Source organism: Rhizohabitans arisaemae (assembly GCF_025996515.1).
Taxonomy (GTDB): domain Bacteria; phylum Actinomycetota; class Actinomycetes; order Streptosporangiales; family Streptosporangiaceae; genus Rhizohabitans; species Rhizohabitans arisaemae.
The window spans coordinates 1204410-1221019 of record NZ_BLRH01000034.1; the positions used below are offsets into that span (position 1 = coordinate 1204410).

At 70.6% G+C, this 16610-nt stretch carries 18 protein-coding genes; 7 read left to right on the plus strand and 11 right to left on the minus strand.

Going from position 1 to position 16610, the window contains the following annotated elements:
• Positions 1-89 precede the first annotated feature (89 nt).
• The 7 genes from RUR_RS21055 to RUR_RS21085 all read right to left on the minus strand — a co-directional run bounded on the left by RUR_RS21055 (position 90) and on the right by RUR_RS21085 (position 6543).
• A complete protein-coding gene (locus RUR_RS21055; RefSeq protein WP_283136816.1) occupies positions 90-848 on the minus strand; it encodes an SDR family NAD(P)-dependent oxidoreductase in 759 nt (252 codons plus the stop codon).
• Between the two features lie 216 nt (positions 849-1064).
• The gene (locus RUR_RS21060) at positions 1065-1823 is read right to left on the minus strand and encodes an SDR family NAD(P)-dependent oxidoreductase (protein ID WP_283136817.1); all 759 of its coding nucleotides are present in this window, start codon (positions 1821-1823) and stop codon (positions 1065-1067) included.
• 76 nt (positions 1824-1899) lie between these two features.
• Positions 1900-2871 (minus strand): 3-keto-5-aminohexanoate cleavage protein, encoded by a 972-nt coding sequence (locus RUR_RS21065; RefSeq protein ID WP_283136818.1) that lies wholly within the window; start codon positions 2869-2871, stop codon positions 1900-1902.
• A gap of 60 nt (positions 2872-2931) precedes the next feature.
• On the minus strand, positions 2932-3714 hold the full coding sequence (locus RUR_RS21070) for a FadR/GntR family transcriptional regulator (RefSeq protein WP_283136819.1): 783 nt from the start codon (positions 3712-3714) through the stop codon (positions 2932-2934).
• A 2-nt stretch (positions 3715-3716) separates the two neighbouring features.
• The gene (locus tag RUR_RS21075) at positions 3717-4469 is read right to left on the minus strand and encodes a DUF6081 family protein (protein WP_283136820.1); all 753 of its coding nucleotides are present in this window, start codon (positions 4467-4469) and stop codon (positions 3717-3719) included.
• A 12-nt stretch (positions 4470-4481) separates the two neighbouring features.
• The gene (locus RUR_RS21080; protein ID WP_283136821.1) at positions 4482-5531 is read right to left on the minus strand and encodes an AraC family ligand binding domain-containing protein; all 1050 of its coding nucleotides are present in this window, start codon (positions 5529-5531) and stop codon (positions 4482-4484) included.
• A 61-nt stretch (positions 5532-5592) separates the two neighbouring features.
• Entirely contained in the window at positions 5593-6543 is a 951-nt protein-coding gene (locus RUR_RS21085) for an LLM class flavin-dependent oxidoreductase (RefSeq protein ID WP_283136822.1), read from the minus strand.
• A 206-nt stretch (positions 6544-6749) separates the two neighbouring features.
• Between RUR_RS21085 and RUR_RS21090 the strand changes: the two genes are divergently transcribed.
• The 7 genes from RUR_RS21090 to phtC all read left to right on the plus strand — a co-directional run bounded on the left by RUR_RS21090 (position 6750) and on the right by phtC (position 12344).
• The gene (locus tag RUR_RS21090) at positions 6750-8141 is read left to right on the plus strand and encodes a Rieske 2Fe-2S domain-containing protein (protein WP_283136823.1); all 1392 of its coding nucleotides are present in this window, start codon (positions 6750-6752) and stop codon (positions 8139-8141) included.
• Positions 8138-8743, plus strand: coding sequence for a 3-phenylpropionate/cinnamic acid dioxygenase subunit beta (locus RUR_RS21095; RefSeq protein WP_283136824.1), 606 nt, complete (start codon positions 8138-8140; stop codon positions 8741-8743). The genes RUR_RS21090 and RUR_RS21095 overlap by 4 nt, the downstream gene beginning before the upstream one ends.
• Complete coding sequence (locus tag RUR_RS21100; RefSeq protein WP_283136825.1) at positions 8740-9267, plus strand: hypothetical protein; 528 nt, start codon at positions 8740-8742, stop codon at positions 9265-9267. Before RUR_RS21095 ends, RUR_RS21100 begins: the two co-directional genes overlap by 4 nt.
• Positions 9264-10049, plus strand: a complete 786-nt coding sequence (gene hcaB / locus RUR_RS21105) for a 3-(cis-5,6-dihydroxycyclohexa-1,3-dien-1-yl)propanoate dehydrogenase (protein WP_283136826.1) — start codon at positions 9264-9266, stop codon at positions 10047-10049. The genes RUR_RS21100 and hcaB overlap by 4 nt, the downstream gene beginning before the upstream one ends.
• A 27-nt stretch (positions 10050-10076) precedes the next feature.
• Positions 10077-10274, plus strand: a complete 198-nt coding sequence (locus tag RUR_RS21110) for a ferredoxin (protein ID WP_283136827.1) — start codon at positions 10077-10079, stop codon at positions 10272-10274.
• The gene (locus tag RUR_RS21115) at positions 10271-11482 is read left to right on the plus strand and encodes an NAD(P)/FAD-dependent oxidoreductase (protein WP_283136828.1); all 1212 of its coding nucleotides are present in this window, start codon (positions 10271-10273) and stop codon (positions 11480-11482) included. Before RUR_RS21110 ends, RUR_RS21115 begins: the two co-directional genes overlap by 4 nt.
• Before the next feature lie 124 nt (positions 11483-11606).
• Complete coding sequence (gene phtC, locus RUR_RS21120) at positions 11607-12344, plus strand: 3,4-dihydroxyphthalate decarboxylase (RefSeq protein ID WP_283136829.1); 738 nt, start codon at positions 11607-11609, stop codon at positions 12342-12344.
• 22 nt (positions 12345-12366) lie between these two features.
• On the opposite strand, the gene RUR_RS21125 is transcribed toward phtC, so the two are convergent.
• From RUR_RS21125 to RUR_RS21140, 4 genes are all read right to left on the minus strand, one after another.
• The gene (locus tag RUR_RS21125; protein WP_283136830.1) at positions 12367-13167 is read right to left on the minus strand and encodes an IclR family transcriptional regulator; all 801 of its coding nucleotides are present in this window, start codon (positions 13165-13167) and stop codon (positions 12367-12369) included.
• Between the two features lie 184 nt (positions 13168-13351).
• Complete coding sequence (locus RUR_RS21130; protein ID WP_283137065.1) at positions 13352-14692, minus strand: FHA domain-containing protein; 1341 nt, start codon at positions 14690-14692, stop codon at positions 13352-13354.
• 5 nt (positions 14693-14697) lie between these two features.
• Positions 14698-15141 (minus strand): hypothetical protein, encoded by a 444-nt coding sequence (locus RUR_RS21135; protein WP_283136831.1) that lies wholly within the window; start codon positions 15139-15141, stop codon positions 14698-14700.
• A 13-nt stretch (positions 15142-15154) separates the two neighbouring features.
• Complete coding sequence (locus RUR_RS21140) at positions 15155-16579, minus strand: hypothetical protein (RefSeq protein WP_283136832.1); 1425 nt, start codon at positions 16577-16579, stop codon at positions 15155-15157.
• Positions 16580-16610: the final 31 nt, after the last annotated feature.

Consider the following 16610-nt stretch of genomic DNA (forward strand, 5'->3'; position numbering starts at 1 on the left):
CGCGCTCGGCCTGGACGAGCAGGGTCACCGAGTCGCCCGCCTGGGAGACGGGCTCCAGCCAGGCGCCGGGCGCGGTGCCGATCCCCGGGTCAGGTGGCGAGCCAGCCGCCGTCGACGGGGATCGCGGCGCCGGTGACGAAGGAGGAGCCGTCCGAGAGGAGCCACGCGACGGACTCGCCGATCTCGCCCGGCTTGCCGAAGCGGTGGAGCGCGTGCCGCTGCAGCAGGCCCTCGGCGTAGATCTGGAAGGTGGGGTCCTCCATGGCGCGGGCCACCATGGGGGTCTCGATGGTGCCGGGGAGGATGGCGTTGACCCGGATGCCCTGCTTGCCGTAGTCGGCGGCGGCGGCCTTGGTGAGGCCGACGACGCCGTGCTTGGCCGCCGTGTACTCGGCGGCGTTCGGGATGGCGACCTGGCCCGCCGCCGAGGCGGTGTTGACGATCGAGCCGCCGCCGGACTCCAGCATCGCGATGATCTCGTACTTCAGGCAGTTGAACACGCCTGTCAGGTCCACCCGGATGGCGCGTTCCCACTGCTCGCCGGTGAGCTTGTGCAGAGGGAGGGAGCACATCTCGATGCCCGCGTTGTTGAAGGCGCCGTCGAGCTTGCCGTACCTGTCGAGGGTCGCGGCGACGAGGGCCTCCGCATCGGATTCCCGCCCCACGTCCGTCCTGACGAACTCGGCGTCGCCGCCGTCCCGGCGGATTCCCTCGGCGACCTCCGCGCCGCTGTCGCTGATGTCCGCCAGGACGACCTTCGCGCCCCGGCTCGCCAGCAGTCCGGCCGTGGCGGCACCCATGCCGCTGGCGGCACCGGTCACGATGACCACACGATCTTTGATGTCCATACGTTCCTCTTCTTGATGGTCCGCCGCCTGAGGGGGTACGGCGTACTGCGATGTCCGCGCGCGGGATGGAGGTGTGGTGGGACGGCGACGGCCGTCTCACGGCGGCACGCGGTGGCCGTCGCGGGGGCATCCGGGTTCCGCCGCGACGACGGGCTTTTCCGTTGCGCCACCGGCCCCGGAGCGCTTCACGGGAGCGGGTGCACGGCGGAACGGGGATCAGACGGCGAGGTAACCGCCGTCGACGGAGATCGCGGCCCCCGTCACGAACGAGGAGGCGTCCGACAGCAGCCAGGCCACGGACTCGCCGATCTCGCCCGGCTTGCCGAAGCGGCCCATCACGTGCCGCCGCCGCAGGGTGTCGAAGTACGCCGCGAAGGTGGGGTCCTGCGAGATGCGGGCGACCATGGTCGTCTCCACGATGCCGGGGAGGACGGCGTTGACCCGGATGCCCTGCCTGCCGTAGTCGGCGGCGGCGGCCTTGGTGAGGCCGACGACGCCGTGCTTGGCCGCCACGTACTCCGCGGCGTTCGGGATGGCGACCCGGCCGAGGGCGGAGGCCGTGTTCACGATCGAGCCGCCGCCGGACTCCAGCATCGCGGTGATCTGGTGTTTGAGGCAGTAGAAGACACCCGACAGGTCCACCCGGACGGCCCGGTCCCACTGCTCGCCGGTCAGCTTGTGCAGGGGTACGGCGCACTGCTCCACACCGGCGTTGTTGAACGCCCCGTCGAGCCTGCCGTAGCGATCGAGGGTGGCGGCGACCAGGGCCTGCGCCCCGGCCTCCACCCCGATGTCGCCCTGCACGAACTCCGCCTCGCCGCCGGCCGCACGGATGCTCTCCGTGGTCTGCGCGCCGGTGTCGGCGATGTCGGAGACGACGACCTTCGCCCCGCGGGCGGCCAGCAGCCGCGCCGTCGCGGCACCGATGCCGCTGCCCGCTCCGGTCACAATGATGACGCGGTCGTTGAGTTCCATCGGATTCCTGCTTTCTGATCTGGCATATGCCGCTCGGGGGTCGGACGGCGTGAGGGTGCCGCCGGAATCAGGGGTGTCAGCCGCGCTGCGGCAAGCCGATCTGCGCGCGGTACTCGTTCGCGGTCGCCGGGGTGCGCCCGAGCTCGGCGGCGATGGTGCGCGCCCGGGTGAACAGCTCGAGGTTGCTCTTGATGAGGGCGTCGCCGTTGGGGTGTTTCCAGCAGCTGTCCTCGAGACCGACCCGGATGTTGAGCCCCATCATGGTCGCGAGGGTGGTGATGTAGAGCCCGGCCCGGCCCGCGTTGCACACGGTGATCGCGGCCTTGGGGTCCAGCCTCCGGATCTGCTCCACCATGAGGAACAGGTGGGTCGCCATGGAGGTGGTGTCGTTCACCCAGGCCCCGGAGATCAGGGTACGGCCGACGTCCACGGGAAGCCCGAACAGGATGATCCAGTTGGTCTGGGCCCCGGGAGGGATGATCCCGGTGTCGAACAGCCGGCGCTTGGCGAACTCGACCTCGCCGGAGCTGTGGATGACGATTTCCGGGCTGACGCCGTACTCAAGGAGGGTTTTCACCGCGGGGAGGACGAACGCCTCGGGGTGGCCGGCGGCGCAGGGCGCCACCTCCGCCTGACCGGATCTGGCGGGGCTCAGGCACTCGTCGAAGGTGGCGCCGTTGAGGACGTTGAGGTTCGGGACGAAGTCGTCGCCGAACCTCTCGCGCAGCGGTTCGAGGACGAGTCCGTACGCCTCGGTGGGCGGAAGGTCCTTGTCGAGCCTGCGGCCCTTGGAGTCCGTGACCCAGGTGAAGTCGACGTGCACTCCGCACGCGCCGGCCTCGATGACCTGGGAGGCGGCGTCCACGTACTCCTCGACGTCCACCGGGTAGTCCGGCGAGCCGGGCAGGCCCGCACGGCCGGCCACGGCGACGTTGATGGCGATCTTGTCGGGAACGTTCCACCGCGGCTGGAGGGCGGAGTCCGCGACGAACGCGTACCCCTCCATCTCCGTGCGGGCGGCTTCCCAAAGTGAAGGCGGGCTGGTCACGACTGATTCCTTGGAGGTAGGCGGATGTACTTGGCGTGGGGTTTCAATTCGGTGCAGAGGTCAGTCGGTCGGCTGCTCCGTGTAGATCTCGTCGACCGAGTCCAGATGCCGGAGCATGAGCGCGGTGAAGCGCCCCGCGTCGCCCGCGCGAAGGGCGGTCAGCACCTGCGCGTGCTCCTCGAAAAGGTGCTCCCAGTCGTGGTGGGCGGTGGCCGAGGTGAAGGCGGGAACCCGGTTCCCCATGCGCACGAGCGCGATGAACAGCGCCTCCAGCACGGGATTGCCGGTCGCCGCGACGAGGATCTCGTGGAAATCCAGGCTCAGCCGCAGCAATTCGGCGGCGCCCCGGCCGCGGGCCAGCGCACTCCTGGAGAGGTCGACGTTCTCCTGGAGCCTGCGCAGGTCGTCCGTGCTCGCTCCGGCCAGGACGGCCGTGGCGAGCACGGGTTCCAGGATCCGCTTCGCGGCCAGGTAGTCCAGGACGGACACCTGGCTGTGGCGCATGTGGTTCTCCAGGGCACGGTGAACCGCGTTCACCGTCGGGGCCGCGACGAACGCGCCGCCGCCCGAGCCGACCTGCACCTCGACGAGCCCCTCGTGCTCCAGGTTCATGGTGGCCTGGCGCGCGACGGCCCTGCTGACGTCGAACATGCCCATCAGCTCGCGCTCGGTGGGCAGCCGCTCCCCCGGACGGTAGACGCCCGACAGGATGGCCTCCCGCAACTGGGAGGCGACCTCCTCGTACAGCCGGGTGTGACGCGCGGGCCGGAACACCGGAGGTGTTCCGCTCGCGGCCCGCCGTTCGCCGCCGTCCGGTGTGCGCGACCGCTCCGCCCGAGGCATGGCTACCCGGCTCCGCCCGCGTCGGCGGTTTCGACGGTCAGACCGCTCCACGTCACCGAGATCCCCTGGCCGCGGATGGACCGGCTGGCTCCGCCGGCGACGGAGTGCAGCGTGAACACGCCGAGGCCCAGGCGCACGACCCCGGGCAGCCGGATGCCGGTGACCTCGTTGATCACGGCGCCGTCCGCCAGCCACGCGACGGATCCCGCGGACGTGTCGATCGTCACCTGGCACCGCCTGGTACGGCCGGGGCCCGGCGGCAGGTTCGCGAACGGGTCCTCCACCATCCGGGTGAACGGCCGCGCCGCGGCGGTGGGGACGGGGAGCATCTCGTGGATGGCCCAGACGTGGTCGCTGTTGGCGGCCACGTCGAACACCCACCCGGACTCCATGTCCACCACGTTGAAGGCGGCCACGCCGTCCCGGTAGTCACGGGGATCGCCGCCTTTGGAGGTGACCGCCATGTCCACGGTGAACGTGACCCGCCGTCCCTCTCCAAGGGCGAACTCCTCGGTGGACAGCAGCAGGTACTTCGGATTGTCCATGATCTGCACGGTGTCGTGCCTGAGCCGGAACTCGTCGATGTCCACGGTGAGGGCGCCGTCGGCGATCGCGGTCACGGCGCCGGGATCGGCGCAGCGCCACGGGGGGCCCTCCGGCATCGGGTACTCGAGGTACATCCACTTGGCGGTGTCGAGGTCAGGGCCGGAGAAGTGGTCGTAGGTCCGGGCCGGTGAGCTGAGCGTATCCGTCACGGGGATTCTCCTTCAGGCGTTCACGGGGGTGCCGGGAGTGAAGAAGTCGAACTGCCCGGTCTCCATGATCGCGGCGATCTCGCGGCCCGCCGGGGTCAGCGAGAGGGCGGCGCGGGTCTCGAGCAGGAATGCCTGGTAACCCTCGGGGACATCCTCCTCCGGGCCGTGGTGGATGAGACCCTTCGGAGTCCACAGGATGGTGCCCGGCTTGTCCACGGCGCCGTAGTGGCCGGGGCCCGCGACGTAGAAGATGACCTCGTCGTAGTCGGCGTTGTGATGCACCGGGGGTCGGTCGCTGCGCCGGTTGCCGAGGTGGAAGACGAGGGTGCGGGTGGTGGCGTCGTTCAGCAGCCTGGGCGGCATGAGACCGCCCTTCTCCACACCGAGGCCGTGCACGTTCTCCATGTTGAAGCGCCGCACGATCGGGGCGCCGACGGCGGCCAGGCACGGTACGGGGTCGTAGTCGTAGGAGTACGTCGTGCACCGCCCGCCGTGCCGGATGATCACCTTGTAGTCTCCCGGCGGGCCCATGCGCGGATCGGGGACCGGGGCGTCGACGTGCAGGTCGACGTTGAGGACTCCGGGCGCGTTCTCCGGGTCGACGCGCATCTCGCTGGCGGTGACGATCACGACCTCACGCAGCGGCGAGGTGATCGCGCCGTAGCGGTAGGTGACGGAGCGGGGCAGCAGGACCATGTCGCCCGGCCGTACCTCAAGCACGCCGAAATCGGTCTCCAGCCGTCCCTCCCCCTCCAGGACGTAGTGCAGCTCGTCCGCGAGGACGTTGCGGAAGGCCACCGTGCTCGGTTCGGTGCGGTGGGACACCTCGACGCTGACGTCGGTGCCTTCGAGGATCGGCACGGGCAGGGAGGAGCCGTTCGTGACGAGGCTCCCCGACAGTGCGTTCACGTCGAGCCGGTGGGGTGCGTACGTACCGGACACCGCCGTGTACACCGGGGCGTACTGCGTGCGGACGATGGTGGCGATCGGCCCGCTGAACCCGTTGCGGGTGTAGAGGTCGATGTTCGGCGGGCCCGCGGGTGCCTCGGGCTGGCTGGTCATGGTCTGTCCTCCTGGTCGGGAAGCGGTGTCGTGGTGGTGGGGTCGCCTGGGCGGAGCGGCGTCAGCGCCGGGCGAGGGCTCCCGGGGTGCTGAGCCGGGGGATGACCGACGAGGCGATCGTCTCGACGTCTCGAGCCAGGTCCGCGCTGAAGAGCAGCACGTTCACATGGCGGGCGCCCGCCTCGCCGAACCTGCCGACGGTGTCCACCCAGCGGTCGGCCGTGCCGTACAGGCAGGCCGACTCGAACTGCTCCAGCGGCGCGCCGAACAGACTCCTGATGGCCGGGTCCAGGACGGCTTCGGCCTCACCGGGCCGGGTGCCGATGGCGGCGAAGGCGTAGGCGGCGGGGGTGAGGTCCTCCGGGTTCCGGCCCGCCGCGCTCGCGTGGTCGCGGACCCGCCGCCATCCGGCGGCGAAGTCACCCGGCCCGGCGAAGACCGACAGCCAGCCGTCCCCGAGCCGCCCGGCACGGGCGTGGGCGGCCGGCGAGTTGCCGCCCACCCAGACGGGGATGGGCGCGGCCGGGCGAGGGGAGAGGCCGACCGCGCTGCACCGGTAGGCGGCACCCTCGTGGTCGACCGACTCCTCCCGCCACAGCCGCCGCATCAGCTCGATGTACTCGTCGGTAAGGGCGGATCGCCGCGCCATGGGCACCCCGGCGATCGCGTACTCGGCGGGCTCCAGGCCGCCGAGGCCGACGCCCGCCAGCAGGCGACCGCCGGAGAGGAAGTCGGCGGTGGCGAGCGCGTGCGCGGTGAGAACGGGGTTGCGGCGCGCCACCGACAGGACGGAGGTGCCGATGCGCACCGTCGAGGTACGGGCCGCGAGCGCGCCCAGCACCGTATGGGCCTCCAGCCAAGGCGTGTGGGCGATGGTGCGGTCGGTGACCCAGATGGAGCCGAACCCGCCTTGATCCGCCGTCTCCACGGCGGGCCAGAGCAAGCCGGGGGGAACGGCCGGCGGAAGAACCAGGCCGAGCTCCGGGAAGGGGGAATGGGGCTGGACAGCCACGGACGCCTCCTTGCGCCTGTAAGCCGTGCGACATCCGTCACACCCCTGCATCTCAATGGACCAACCGTCCAAACGTCAAGCATCAGGAGAATGATTTTCTTCAAGATGGGCTACTTATGTCCTAGTTCGCGGGGGATTTGACGAGCGAGGCACATCGCGTTCTACTTAACAGAGAAGCTCTCTTCAAAACAGAGAACGGATGGCCGATGACAGAGCAGACCTCGGTGCTGCGAGATGTGCGGCGGGGCATGATCCCCGCGCACATCTACAACGACGGCGCGGTGTTCGCCTTGGAGAAGGAGCGGCTGTTCAGCCGCGCCTGGGTCTTCACGGCCCATGAGTCCGAGATCGCCAAGCCCGGCGACTACGTGGTCCGGCGGGTGCTCGAAGACTCCTTCATCGTCACCAGGGACGAGAAGGGCGAGATCAGGGCGCACTTCAACATGTGCCTGCACCGAGGCATGCAGGTGTGCCGCGCCGAGCTGGGCAACGCGTCGCACTTTCGCTGCCCGTACCACGGCTGGTCCTACCGCAACGACGGCCGGCTCGTCGGACTGCCCTTCCACCAGGACGCCTACGGCGGCGAGGAGGGATTCCGGCGCAAGGGGCAGCGGCTGCTGCCCGCGCCGAACCTCGCGACCTACAACGGCATGATCTTCATCAGCCTTGACCCGCAGGCCCCACCGCTGGCGGACTACCTCGGCGACTTCCGCTTCTACCTCGACTACTACACCAAGCAGAGCTCCGGCGGCATCGAGCTGCGCGGCCCGCAGCGGTGGCGGATCAAGGCCAACTGGAAGATCGGCGCGGAGAACTTCGCGGGCGACATGTACCACACCCCGCAGACCCACACCTCCGTGGTGGAGATCGGCCTGTTCCGCGAACCGAAGGCGGAGAAGCGCAAGGACGGCTGCACCTACTGGGCGGGCAACGGCGGCGGTACCACCTACAAGCTCCCGCCCGGCGGTCTCGACGAGCGGCTTCGCTACGTGGGCTACCCGCAGGAGATGATCGAGCGGATGAAGGCGACCTGGTCGCCCGAGCAGTTGGCGGTCATCGGCGACAACGGCTTCATGATCTCGGCGGCCTCGCTCTTCCCCAACCTCAGTTTCGTGCACAACTGGCCGCGGGTGGCCGACTCCGAGGACGTGCTGCCGTTCATCTCGATCCGCCAATGGCAGCCGATCGGCGCGGACGAGACCGAGGTCCTGTCGTGGTTCGCGGTCGACGCGCAGGCGCCCGAGGAGTTCAAGGCCCTGTCGTACAAGGCCTACCTGATGTGCTTCGGGTCCACCGGCATGTTCGAGCAGGACGACGTGGAGAACTGGGTGTCCCTGACCAGCACGGCCGCCGGGTCCATGGCCCGCCGCCTGCTCCTCAACAGCCGGATGGGCATGCTGGCGGACGGCGCGCCCGTGACGCCCGACCTCTCGCCCGAGCGGTTCGCCGGGCCGGGCAGCGCCCGCGTCGGCTACAGCGAGTACAACCAGCGTGAACTACTCAACCGCTGGGCCGATCACCTTGAGCGCCCGATCGACGCGCCGGCCGCCGTCGAGGTCGGTACGGCCGACGGGCGGAACCCGGAGGGGTGCGCATGAGCCTCACGTCCCGCGGCACACCGCCGGTCGGGGAACTCTCGGCCCGCTCCGTGCTCGGGGGCGACGCCTCCCGCGTGCAGCGGACCGGGCGTCCCCTGCCCTTCGGCGACGAACGCCACCTCCAGGCGCACGAGTGGCTGGTAGACGAGTCGTATCTGCTGAGCGCCCAAAAGTACGAAGAGTGGCTTGACCTGCTCACCGAGGACGTTCACTACCTGATGCCGGTCAGGGTGACCACGGCGCTCGGCTCCGGGTTCGACACCTCGCCGGGCATGGCGCACTTCGACGAGGACAAGTACTCGCTGTCCCGCCGTGTGGCACGCTTCCTCACCGAGCACGCCTGGACGGAGGACCCGCCGTCCAGGCTGCGGCACTACGTGACCAACGTGCGGACCTTCGCCACTGACGACCCCGAGCACATCGTGGTGGAATCCGCCATTCTGCTGTTCCGCAGCCGCGGTGACGTGCAGGAGTCCGCGCTGGTCTCGGCGGGCCGCGAGGACCTGCTGCGCGCGGACGGGGACGGCCGGCGGCTGGCCCGGCGCACGATCATGGCGGATGAGTCGGTCATCCGGATGCAGAACCTGGCGATCTTCCTGTGAGCGGGACGTTGCGCTGGGCGGGCGAGGAGGACGACGCCCAAGCCGCCCGCAGGGCCGCCGCGGAACGCGAGGAGCTGCTGGCGGGGGTCACCGGCGAGCCGATCACGGTGGCCAACGAGTTCGCCGAGATCCGGGTCGCACGGGTGCGGACCCGCAACGGGGTGCGGCTGCTCGTCGAGTCGCCGCGCTCCGGGCAGTGGGTGGCCCTGTGCCCGCTGGAGCTCGAGGCGCTCACCTGGCAGAACACGGCCACCTTCTCCTCGATGATCGGCAACCCCTTCGCCCCGCTCATCCGGGAGGCTTCGCCCGAGGGTGCGGCGGCGCCCACTCGGGAGTCCCCGGACTTCGAGGAATCGGGCCGGACCTCGGCCAGGACCCGTCCACGCGGAAGGCCCGGCTCGGATGAGCGGGTCGCCGGAACATCGCCGGACTCCGGAACCGGCTCGGGGGAGCTCGACATGAGCACAAGGCCGGACGGGCGAAAGACCCTCGACTCGTCCACGCGGAAGGCCGGGACGGCGTGAGCGGGTGGTTGGCCGGGCGCCGGGCCCTGGTGGTGGGCGCGGGCTCCGGGATAGGCCGGGCCGTGGTGGACGCCTTCCTGGCCGAGGGGGCCTCGGTCGCCGTACTGGAACGCGATGAGGGGAAGTCCCGGCGGCTCGCCGAGGAGCTGCCCGAGGTGCCGGTCGTCACGGGCGACGCCACCACGTATGCGGCGAACGCCGAGGCGGTGACCGCCGCCGTGGGATCGTTCGGCGGCTTGGACGTGCTCGTCAACTGCGTCGGCGTCTTCGACTTCTACCGCGGCCTCGGAGAGCTCGACGCCGAGATGATCGACACCGCCTTCGACGACATGTTCCGGGTGAACGTCAAGAGCCACATTCTCTCGGTGAAGGCGGCTCTGCCGTACCTGCGGGAGTCACGGGGATCCGTGGTGCTCACCGAATCCACCTCGTCCTACTACCCGGGGCGCGGCGGCGTGCTCTACGTCTCCTCCAAGTTCGCCGTCCGCGGCCTGGTCACAGTCCTCGGCGCCGAGCTCGCCCCCGAGATCCGCGTCAACGGAGTGGCCCCCGGCGGGACGCTCGGCACCGACCTGCGCGGCCTGCCGAGCCTCGGGCTCGGGGAGCGCCGCCTCGCCGACTCCCCGGGGCGGGCCGCCGAGCTGGCCGCCCGCACGCCGCTGGGCGTGGCCCTGTCGGGCGCGGACCACGCCTCCGCCTACGTGTTCCTCGCCTCGGGACGCGCCCGGGGGATCACGGGGACCACCGTGCATCCCGACGGCGGCATCGCCGTCAAAACCTGACCCGATTCTTCAGGAGGGAGAGGCCCGATGCTTGGGCTCATAGCCGATCTGAACGCCTGCCAGGGCTACGCGAACTGCGTGATCGCCGCGCCCGACACCTACGACATCGACGACGACGGCCTGGTGGTGCTGCTCCGCGCGCGGATCCCGGGCGAGGATCGCGCGCGGGTGGAGGAGGCGGCGCGCAGCTGCCCCGTCTCCGCGCTCACGATCGAGGAGCGGTGAACGGCACCGCCGTCGTCGTCGGCGCCTCCGTCGGCGGCGTGCGCACCGCCCAGGCACTGCGCCGGGAGGGCTGGCAAGGACGGATCACCCTGGTAGGGGCGGAATCCCACCTGCCTTATGACAAGCCACCCCTGTCCAAGCAGCTCCTGGCCGGGACCTGGGATGTGCCGCGGACCCGGCTCCTCGACGAGGACGCCGCCAAGCGGGACGACATCGAGCTACGGCTGGGCCGACCGGCGGTCGGACTGGACCCGGCCGACCGGGAGGTGCGCCTCGCGGACGGCGCGGCACTGCCGTACGGCGTGGCGGTCCTGGCCACCGGCTCCGCCGCCCGGCCCTCCCCCTGGCGACCCCGGTCCGGGCTGCATCTTCTGCGCGGGCTCGACGACGCCGCGGCGCTCCGCCGCGACCTTCGACGGCCGGGGCCTGTGGTGGTCGTCGGCGGGGGTTTCATCGGCGCCGAGGTCGCCGCGGGCGTGCGGGCCCTCGGCAAGGCGGTGACCGTCGTCGACCCGGCGCCCGTGCCCATGGGCCGGGTGATGGGTGAGGAGGTCGGACGCCTGTTCACCGGCCTGCACCACCGCCATGGCACCGCCACCGCCTTCGGCGTCGGCGTCGCGGAGGTGACCGGGGAGGCGGGCTCACTCGAGGTACGCCTCACCGACGGACGCGTGCTGCCCGCCGCCACGGTCGTGGTAGGCATCGGCGCGGTACCGAACGACGCCTGGCTGAGGGATTCGGGCCTGCCCGTCGAAGACGGCGTGCTGTGCGACGCGGCCTGCCGCGTCATCGGCGTCGAGGACGTGTACGCCGTGGGGGACGTGGCGCGCTGGCACCACCCCGGGCACGGCCGCAGGGTGCGGGTCGAACATTGGACCAACGCGGTGGAGCAGGCGTCCTGCGCGGCCTACAACATCGTCCATCCGGACACTCCGCGCGACCACGCTCCCGTGGAGTACGTGTGGAGCGACCAATACGACTGGAAGGCCCAGATCATCGGCCGTCCTGACACGGCGAGCACGCACCGGCTCATCGGAGACCCCCACGCCGTACCGGCGCGCTTCGCGGCGCTCTACGGCGACGACGAGGGCAGGCTGACCGGCGCCGTGCTGGTCGGCTGGCCCAAAGCGACGCTCCGCATCCGCCGGATGGCGGCCCAAGGCACCGCCTTCACCACGGCCGTGGAGGAGATCGGGGCCATGGAGTGACGGCCTTCGAGTGGGGGCGGGGATGCGTGGCCGCGGTGATCCGGCCTATGGGAAACACTCCAGGCAAGGAGACGACGACCTCCGGTCACGGGCCGGGGATGCGTGTGACCGTGGAGGTGCCGAGGTGACGGCTCCGGATCGGGAGCCGGGGATGCGCGAGCGGATCGCCGTGGCGTGCCGGGTGATGGCGGCGCGGGGCCTGGCCGACGGCATCCTCGGGCACATCAGCGTGCGCACCGGTGCGGACGAGGTGCTGGTGCGTTGTCGTGGCCCGCGTGAGCGTGGCCTGGCCTGGACGGAGCCCGCCGACGTGCACGCGGTCGGGTTGGACGGGGCGCCGAAGCACCCGGACGGCCTCGGGGGGTGGTCGGTGCCGAACGAGCTCCCCCTCCACCTGGAGACGCTGCGGGCCCGGCCCGACGTCACGGCGGTCGCGCACGCCCACCCGCCCGCCGTCGTGGCCGCCGATCTCGCGGGCATCGCCATCCGGCCCATCGTGGGCGCGTTCGACATTCCCGGCGCCCGTCTCGCGGCCGGCGGTGTGCCCGTCCACCCACGTGGGGTACTCATCCGCAGTCGGCGCCTCGCCGGGGAGATGGTGCGCAGCCTCGGCGACCGTCCGGTCGTCGTACTCCGCGGTCACGGCCTCACCAGCACGGGCGCGACCCCGGAGGAGGCGGTCCTCCGGGCGTTGTCCGTGGACGGCATCGCCCGTCTCGCGCTGGCCGTCCGCGCGGCCGGCGGCGTGCTCGCCGATCTGCCGGAGGAGGATCTGGCGGAACTGCCCGACCTGGGCGGCTCCTTCAACCTGGAGGTCGCCTGGCGGCACGAGACGACGAGGCTTGCAGCGGTGCCGCCGTGACGGGCGGATGCGGGGCGCACGGTCAGTGCAGGAGCTGCGCGGCCTCCTCGATGGTCCGCATGAGCAGCTCGCCCATGCGGCGCTCGTTTGCCCGATCCATCCGGCCGACGGGAACGGCCACGTTGAAGGCGATCTGAACGGGCAGCCGCCGGGCGGGAAAGGCGACCGCCACCGAGGCGACGCCGGACTCGCTCTCCTCGTCGCTGGTGGCGTATCCGCGGCGCCGGACCCCCTCGATCTCGTGCTCCAGCTCGGTGCGGCTGCGGATCGAGTTCGGGGTGAGCCCTTCGAGCCGCTCTTCGGGATGGAGCCGGCGGAGTTCCTCGGGCGGGAGCTGGGCGAGCATGGCCTTGCCGGTCGAGGTGCAGTGGGCCGGCTTGGACCGGCCCAGCCTGGAGGAGACCCGCACCGCCTGAGGACTCTCGATCGCGTCGATGAAGCGTACGGTGGTGCCTTCGAGCATGCCCAGGTGCACGGTCTCGGCGAGTTCCTCGTTGAGCCGCTGCAGGAAGGGCCGCATCGTGTCCCGCACGTCGAACCGCTGGAGAACGGCGAAGGCCACCCCGGTCAGCGCCGTGCCGGGCAGATACGCCTTGGACCGGAGGTCCTGCCGGATGAAGCCGCGGTAGTGCAGCATGGCCAGCAGCCGGTGCGCGGTCGAGGACGCCACACCGAGGTACTCCGCGACGTCCGTAAGCCGCAGTTCGCTGCGCTCCCCCAGCAGAAGCAGGATCCTCAGCGCGTTGTCGACCGACTCGATCGGATACTGAGGTGCCGGGCCCACGCCCGAGACCGCGCCGAGCTCGATCGGTTTCTTCTTCATAGCAGAATTCTACGCCGCCACGCTTCTGTTATCCGCGATGTTCGGCGCACAGGGCAACGCCGAGACGGGTTCAGGGTGGCGATCGCCCGGCCCGGGCCGACGGGCCTGAAGCGTGCGCCGGCACGGAACGAGCCGGGCCCGGCATGTGCTGCCCGGCCCGGCTCGTCACCTGACACCGTTGGACCTACTGGTTGCGGTGGGATTCGTACCGGATGACCCGTGAGCCGCCGACCAAGATCTTTGTCCCAGGAACGATGGTCACCGGCTGGTTCGCCGGAATGTCACGGAAATCCGGGTCGGAGGGTCCTTGGACTCGAGTGCCGTTGACCGAATTGAGGTCGACGAGCTTGACGTCCCAGTTCTCCAACGTGACACGCAGATGCCGTCGCGAGACGGACCCGTCCATGTCCGCCAGGCGAATGGGACGGGCTTCCCCGCTGGCCACCTCCTGAGCCCGTTCCGGATCCCGTCCCACGAGGTAGTCGGTGTCCAGGCGCAGCGTCATCCCGTCGTCCAGCAGCAGGACGCCGAGCGGGGGCCTCGGGCCCCGGCGCGGCACGAGCGTCCGCTGGACCAGCGCGATCCCGCAGGCGACGCAGTACGGCACGCGCGGATCGTTGAAGTGGTCGTTCTTGCAGTCCACACCGTAGACGGTCGGCCTGCTGTCCGGCTCGACCACCGGTGGGGCGACGACCTCGTCCGCGGCCTCGGGGATCAGGAGAACCGCCTCGAACGGCTTCTGCTCAGGATCGGGCGTCGGCGGCTGCGGAGGCGTCGGCGGCTCGACCGGACGGGGCTGTTCGGCCACCGGCGGAGCGGCCGCCTGCGGGGGCGGGGTCGCCTGCTGATGCGGGGGCACCAGGGGGAACGGGGTCACCGGAACCGCCGGCTGCGCGACGACCGGCGACGGCTCGGCCACCCGGCGCTGGGTCACCGGGTGCCTGTGCCCGTACTCCGGCCCCTGCTGCGCGACCGGGGGCGACCGGAGCACCGGCGCCTGCTCCGCCGGGGAGGGGTGACGGTCGGCGTGCCCCATGGCCCCGGACGGACTCCAGGTGATGCCGCCGCCGCCCACGACACCCGAGTCCAGGTACCAATGGGGGTGGGGCTCGCCCGCCCCGGGCAGCGACAGCTCGATGTGGGTCACCGGGCCGGGAACGAGCCTGTCCACCCAGGTGAGCGCCTCCCGGCCGTCCAGGTGCACCTCGCCGGCCTGCCCGACCAGGCGTGCCGTGGCCGCGCCGCTCACCAGGACCGCGAACCCGCCGGCCACCGGGCCGGCGATGGCACAGGCGAGAACCTCGTGCGCCATGGAGGCGGCGAGTACCTGGGCGACGCGGCGAGCGAGCGTCCTCCCGTCCCCGCCGACGGCGGCGACCTCGCGTATCGCCGCCAAGAGCCCGTCGACGGTCCCGCCGGACAGCCCCTCGGAGCCTCCGTCGGCGGAACCGCAGACCAGCAGAAGCCCACCTGAGTGGACCACCAGCCCACCACCGGACATCGGCCGTACGACGGGCCCCTCCATATCGGTCAAAGCAGTCTCCCTCCCCGGAACCGCCAGCGGATGAACGGAACGCGCATCGGGCCGTTGGCGAAGAGCCAGATCCCGATCCAGACGACGAGGAAGTGGATCCAGAACGGGATCGCACCCACCTCCACCTCGATGAACGGAACCACCTCGGCGCTCAGCAGGATCCAGACGAGCACCCCCTCGTTGAGGAGGGTGATGAGGCCGAAGAGGGAAGGCCAGTCCTTCTCCCAGCGGAACTGCATCAGAAAGTGGTAAATGAACTCCCAGACGACGCCAAGCACCGTCACGGTAGCCAAGATGACAAACCCGACCATATACCGCTCGCCGAGTGAGAGCCCGGAGCCCGCCAGAACGAGCGGCATGATCGCCAAGGTGATGAGGACGCCCACCGTGGCGAGCAGGAAGATGCGCGTCTGAATGCGCCCGAACAGCGTGGGAACCACTGTGTGTCTCTCCTCAGACCTGGCTGTTGAAGGCCCACTTGAACCATTGGGCGGTTGAGCGGACGGGACCCAGCTTCTTGCAGAACCCGCGCCGCGCCAGGTCGTCGGCGATCTCCTGCGCCGCCACCTGAAGCCCGAGGAAGGTGTCGACCCCGGGGAAGTACCCGCCGAGGGTGGCGGTGCCGGACGCGTAGAGGGCGCCGTCCCCGCTCGCCGTGCCCTTCACCTCGAAGTGCCGCTCCACCTCCAGCCGGTTGAGGGGGTTGCGGTAGGCGCCGGAGTTCTGCAGCAGGTCGGCCAGGACCCGGTGCTCGGCGATGTCCGCCTCCAGACCCGTGCAGTCGATGATGTAGTCCGACACCGGCTGCCGGAGCGTGCCGTCCTTGCTCCGGACGTAGCTGACCAGCCGGCCGTCCTGTCCCCGCTCGACGCGGTCGACCGTCCCCTGGAAGGGGTGGTAGAAGCTGCCGTTGCGGCCTTCGCGCATCTGGGCCTGCCAGTGACGCCGCTTGGGGGTGTTGGTCCCGCCCATGTCCTTGTACTTCTGGGCGCGCGCGGCGCCGTCGAGCCTGCGCATCTCGGCCTTCAGCTGACCGCCCCAGACGGACTTGGGGTAGTTGAAGCCCTGGTAGGCCCAGCCGTCCCCGCCCTTGCGCCGCATCCAGATGTGCGGGCCGTGCGATCCGGTGACGAAGGTCCGGAAGATGTGGACGATCTGCGTCTGCAGGTTGAACTTCCGCCGGTCGTCGAAGAGGCGCTGGAGCACCCGGGAGGCGACGATGCCGCCGCCGCGGACGACGACGGTGCCGGGGCGGGTCTTGAGGAACTCGTACACGTGCTCGTGCGGCTCGTAGGCGTTGACCACGTGCTGGTAGTCGCCCATCTTCTCCCGGAACTCCTGCAGGTCGGGCAGGAACCGCAGCCCGGGGTAGCCGACCGCGATGTGCACGAAGCGGGAGCGGAACGCCACGCGCTTGGTGGTGGCCGCGCCCTCCGGCGGGGTGAGGATCGTGAAGTACCCGCCGCCCACCCGGCGGCGGACCATCCGGACCTGGCCCTTGACCAGCATGTCCCAGTAGCGGATGCGCTTGGCCTCACGGTCCAGGTTCTGGAAGACCGTGCCGGCGCGCGGTGTCCAGTAGTCGTTGAGCAGGGGCTCGGTGAGCACGTTCCACAAGTGCCCGAGATTCTTGTCCTTCCACGCCTCCTCAAGGGCGTAGGACGGCCAGCCCCAGAGGTTGTCCGGCCGGGAGGAGGAGTCGGAGCGGATTCGCTCGGGGATCGGAATCTGCGACACCCGGGTGAGGAACTGATAGGTCTGCCAGGGGTGGTCGATGTTGGACAGGATACGTATGTGCGATGTCGGGACACCGTAAATACGCAGATAGTCCACCGTGACGAAGGAACCGATCCCGCCACCTACGGTTACGAATGGCACGTCGTACACCGGAATGCCGGCACCGGCGACC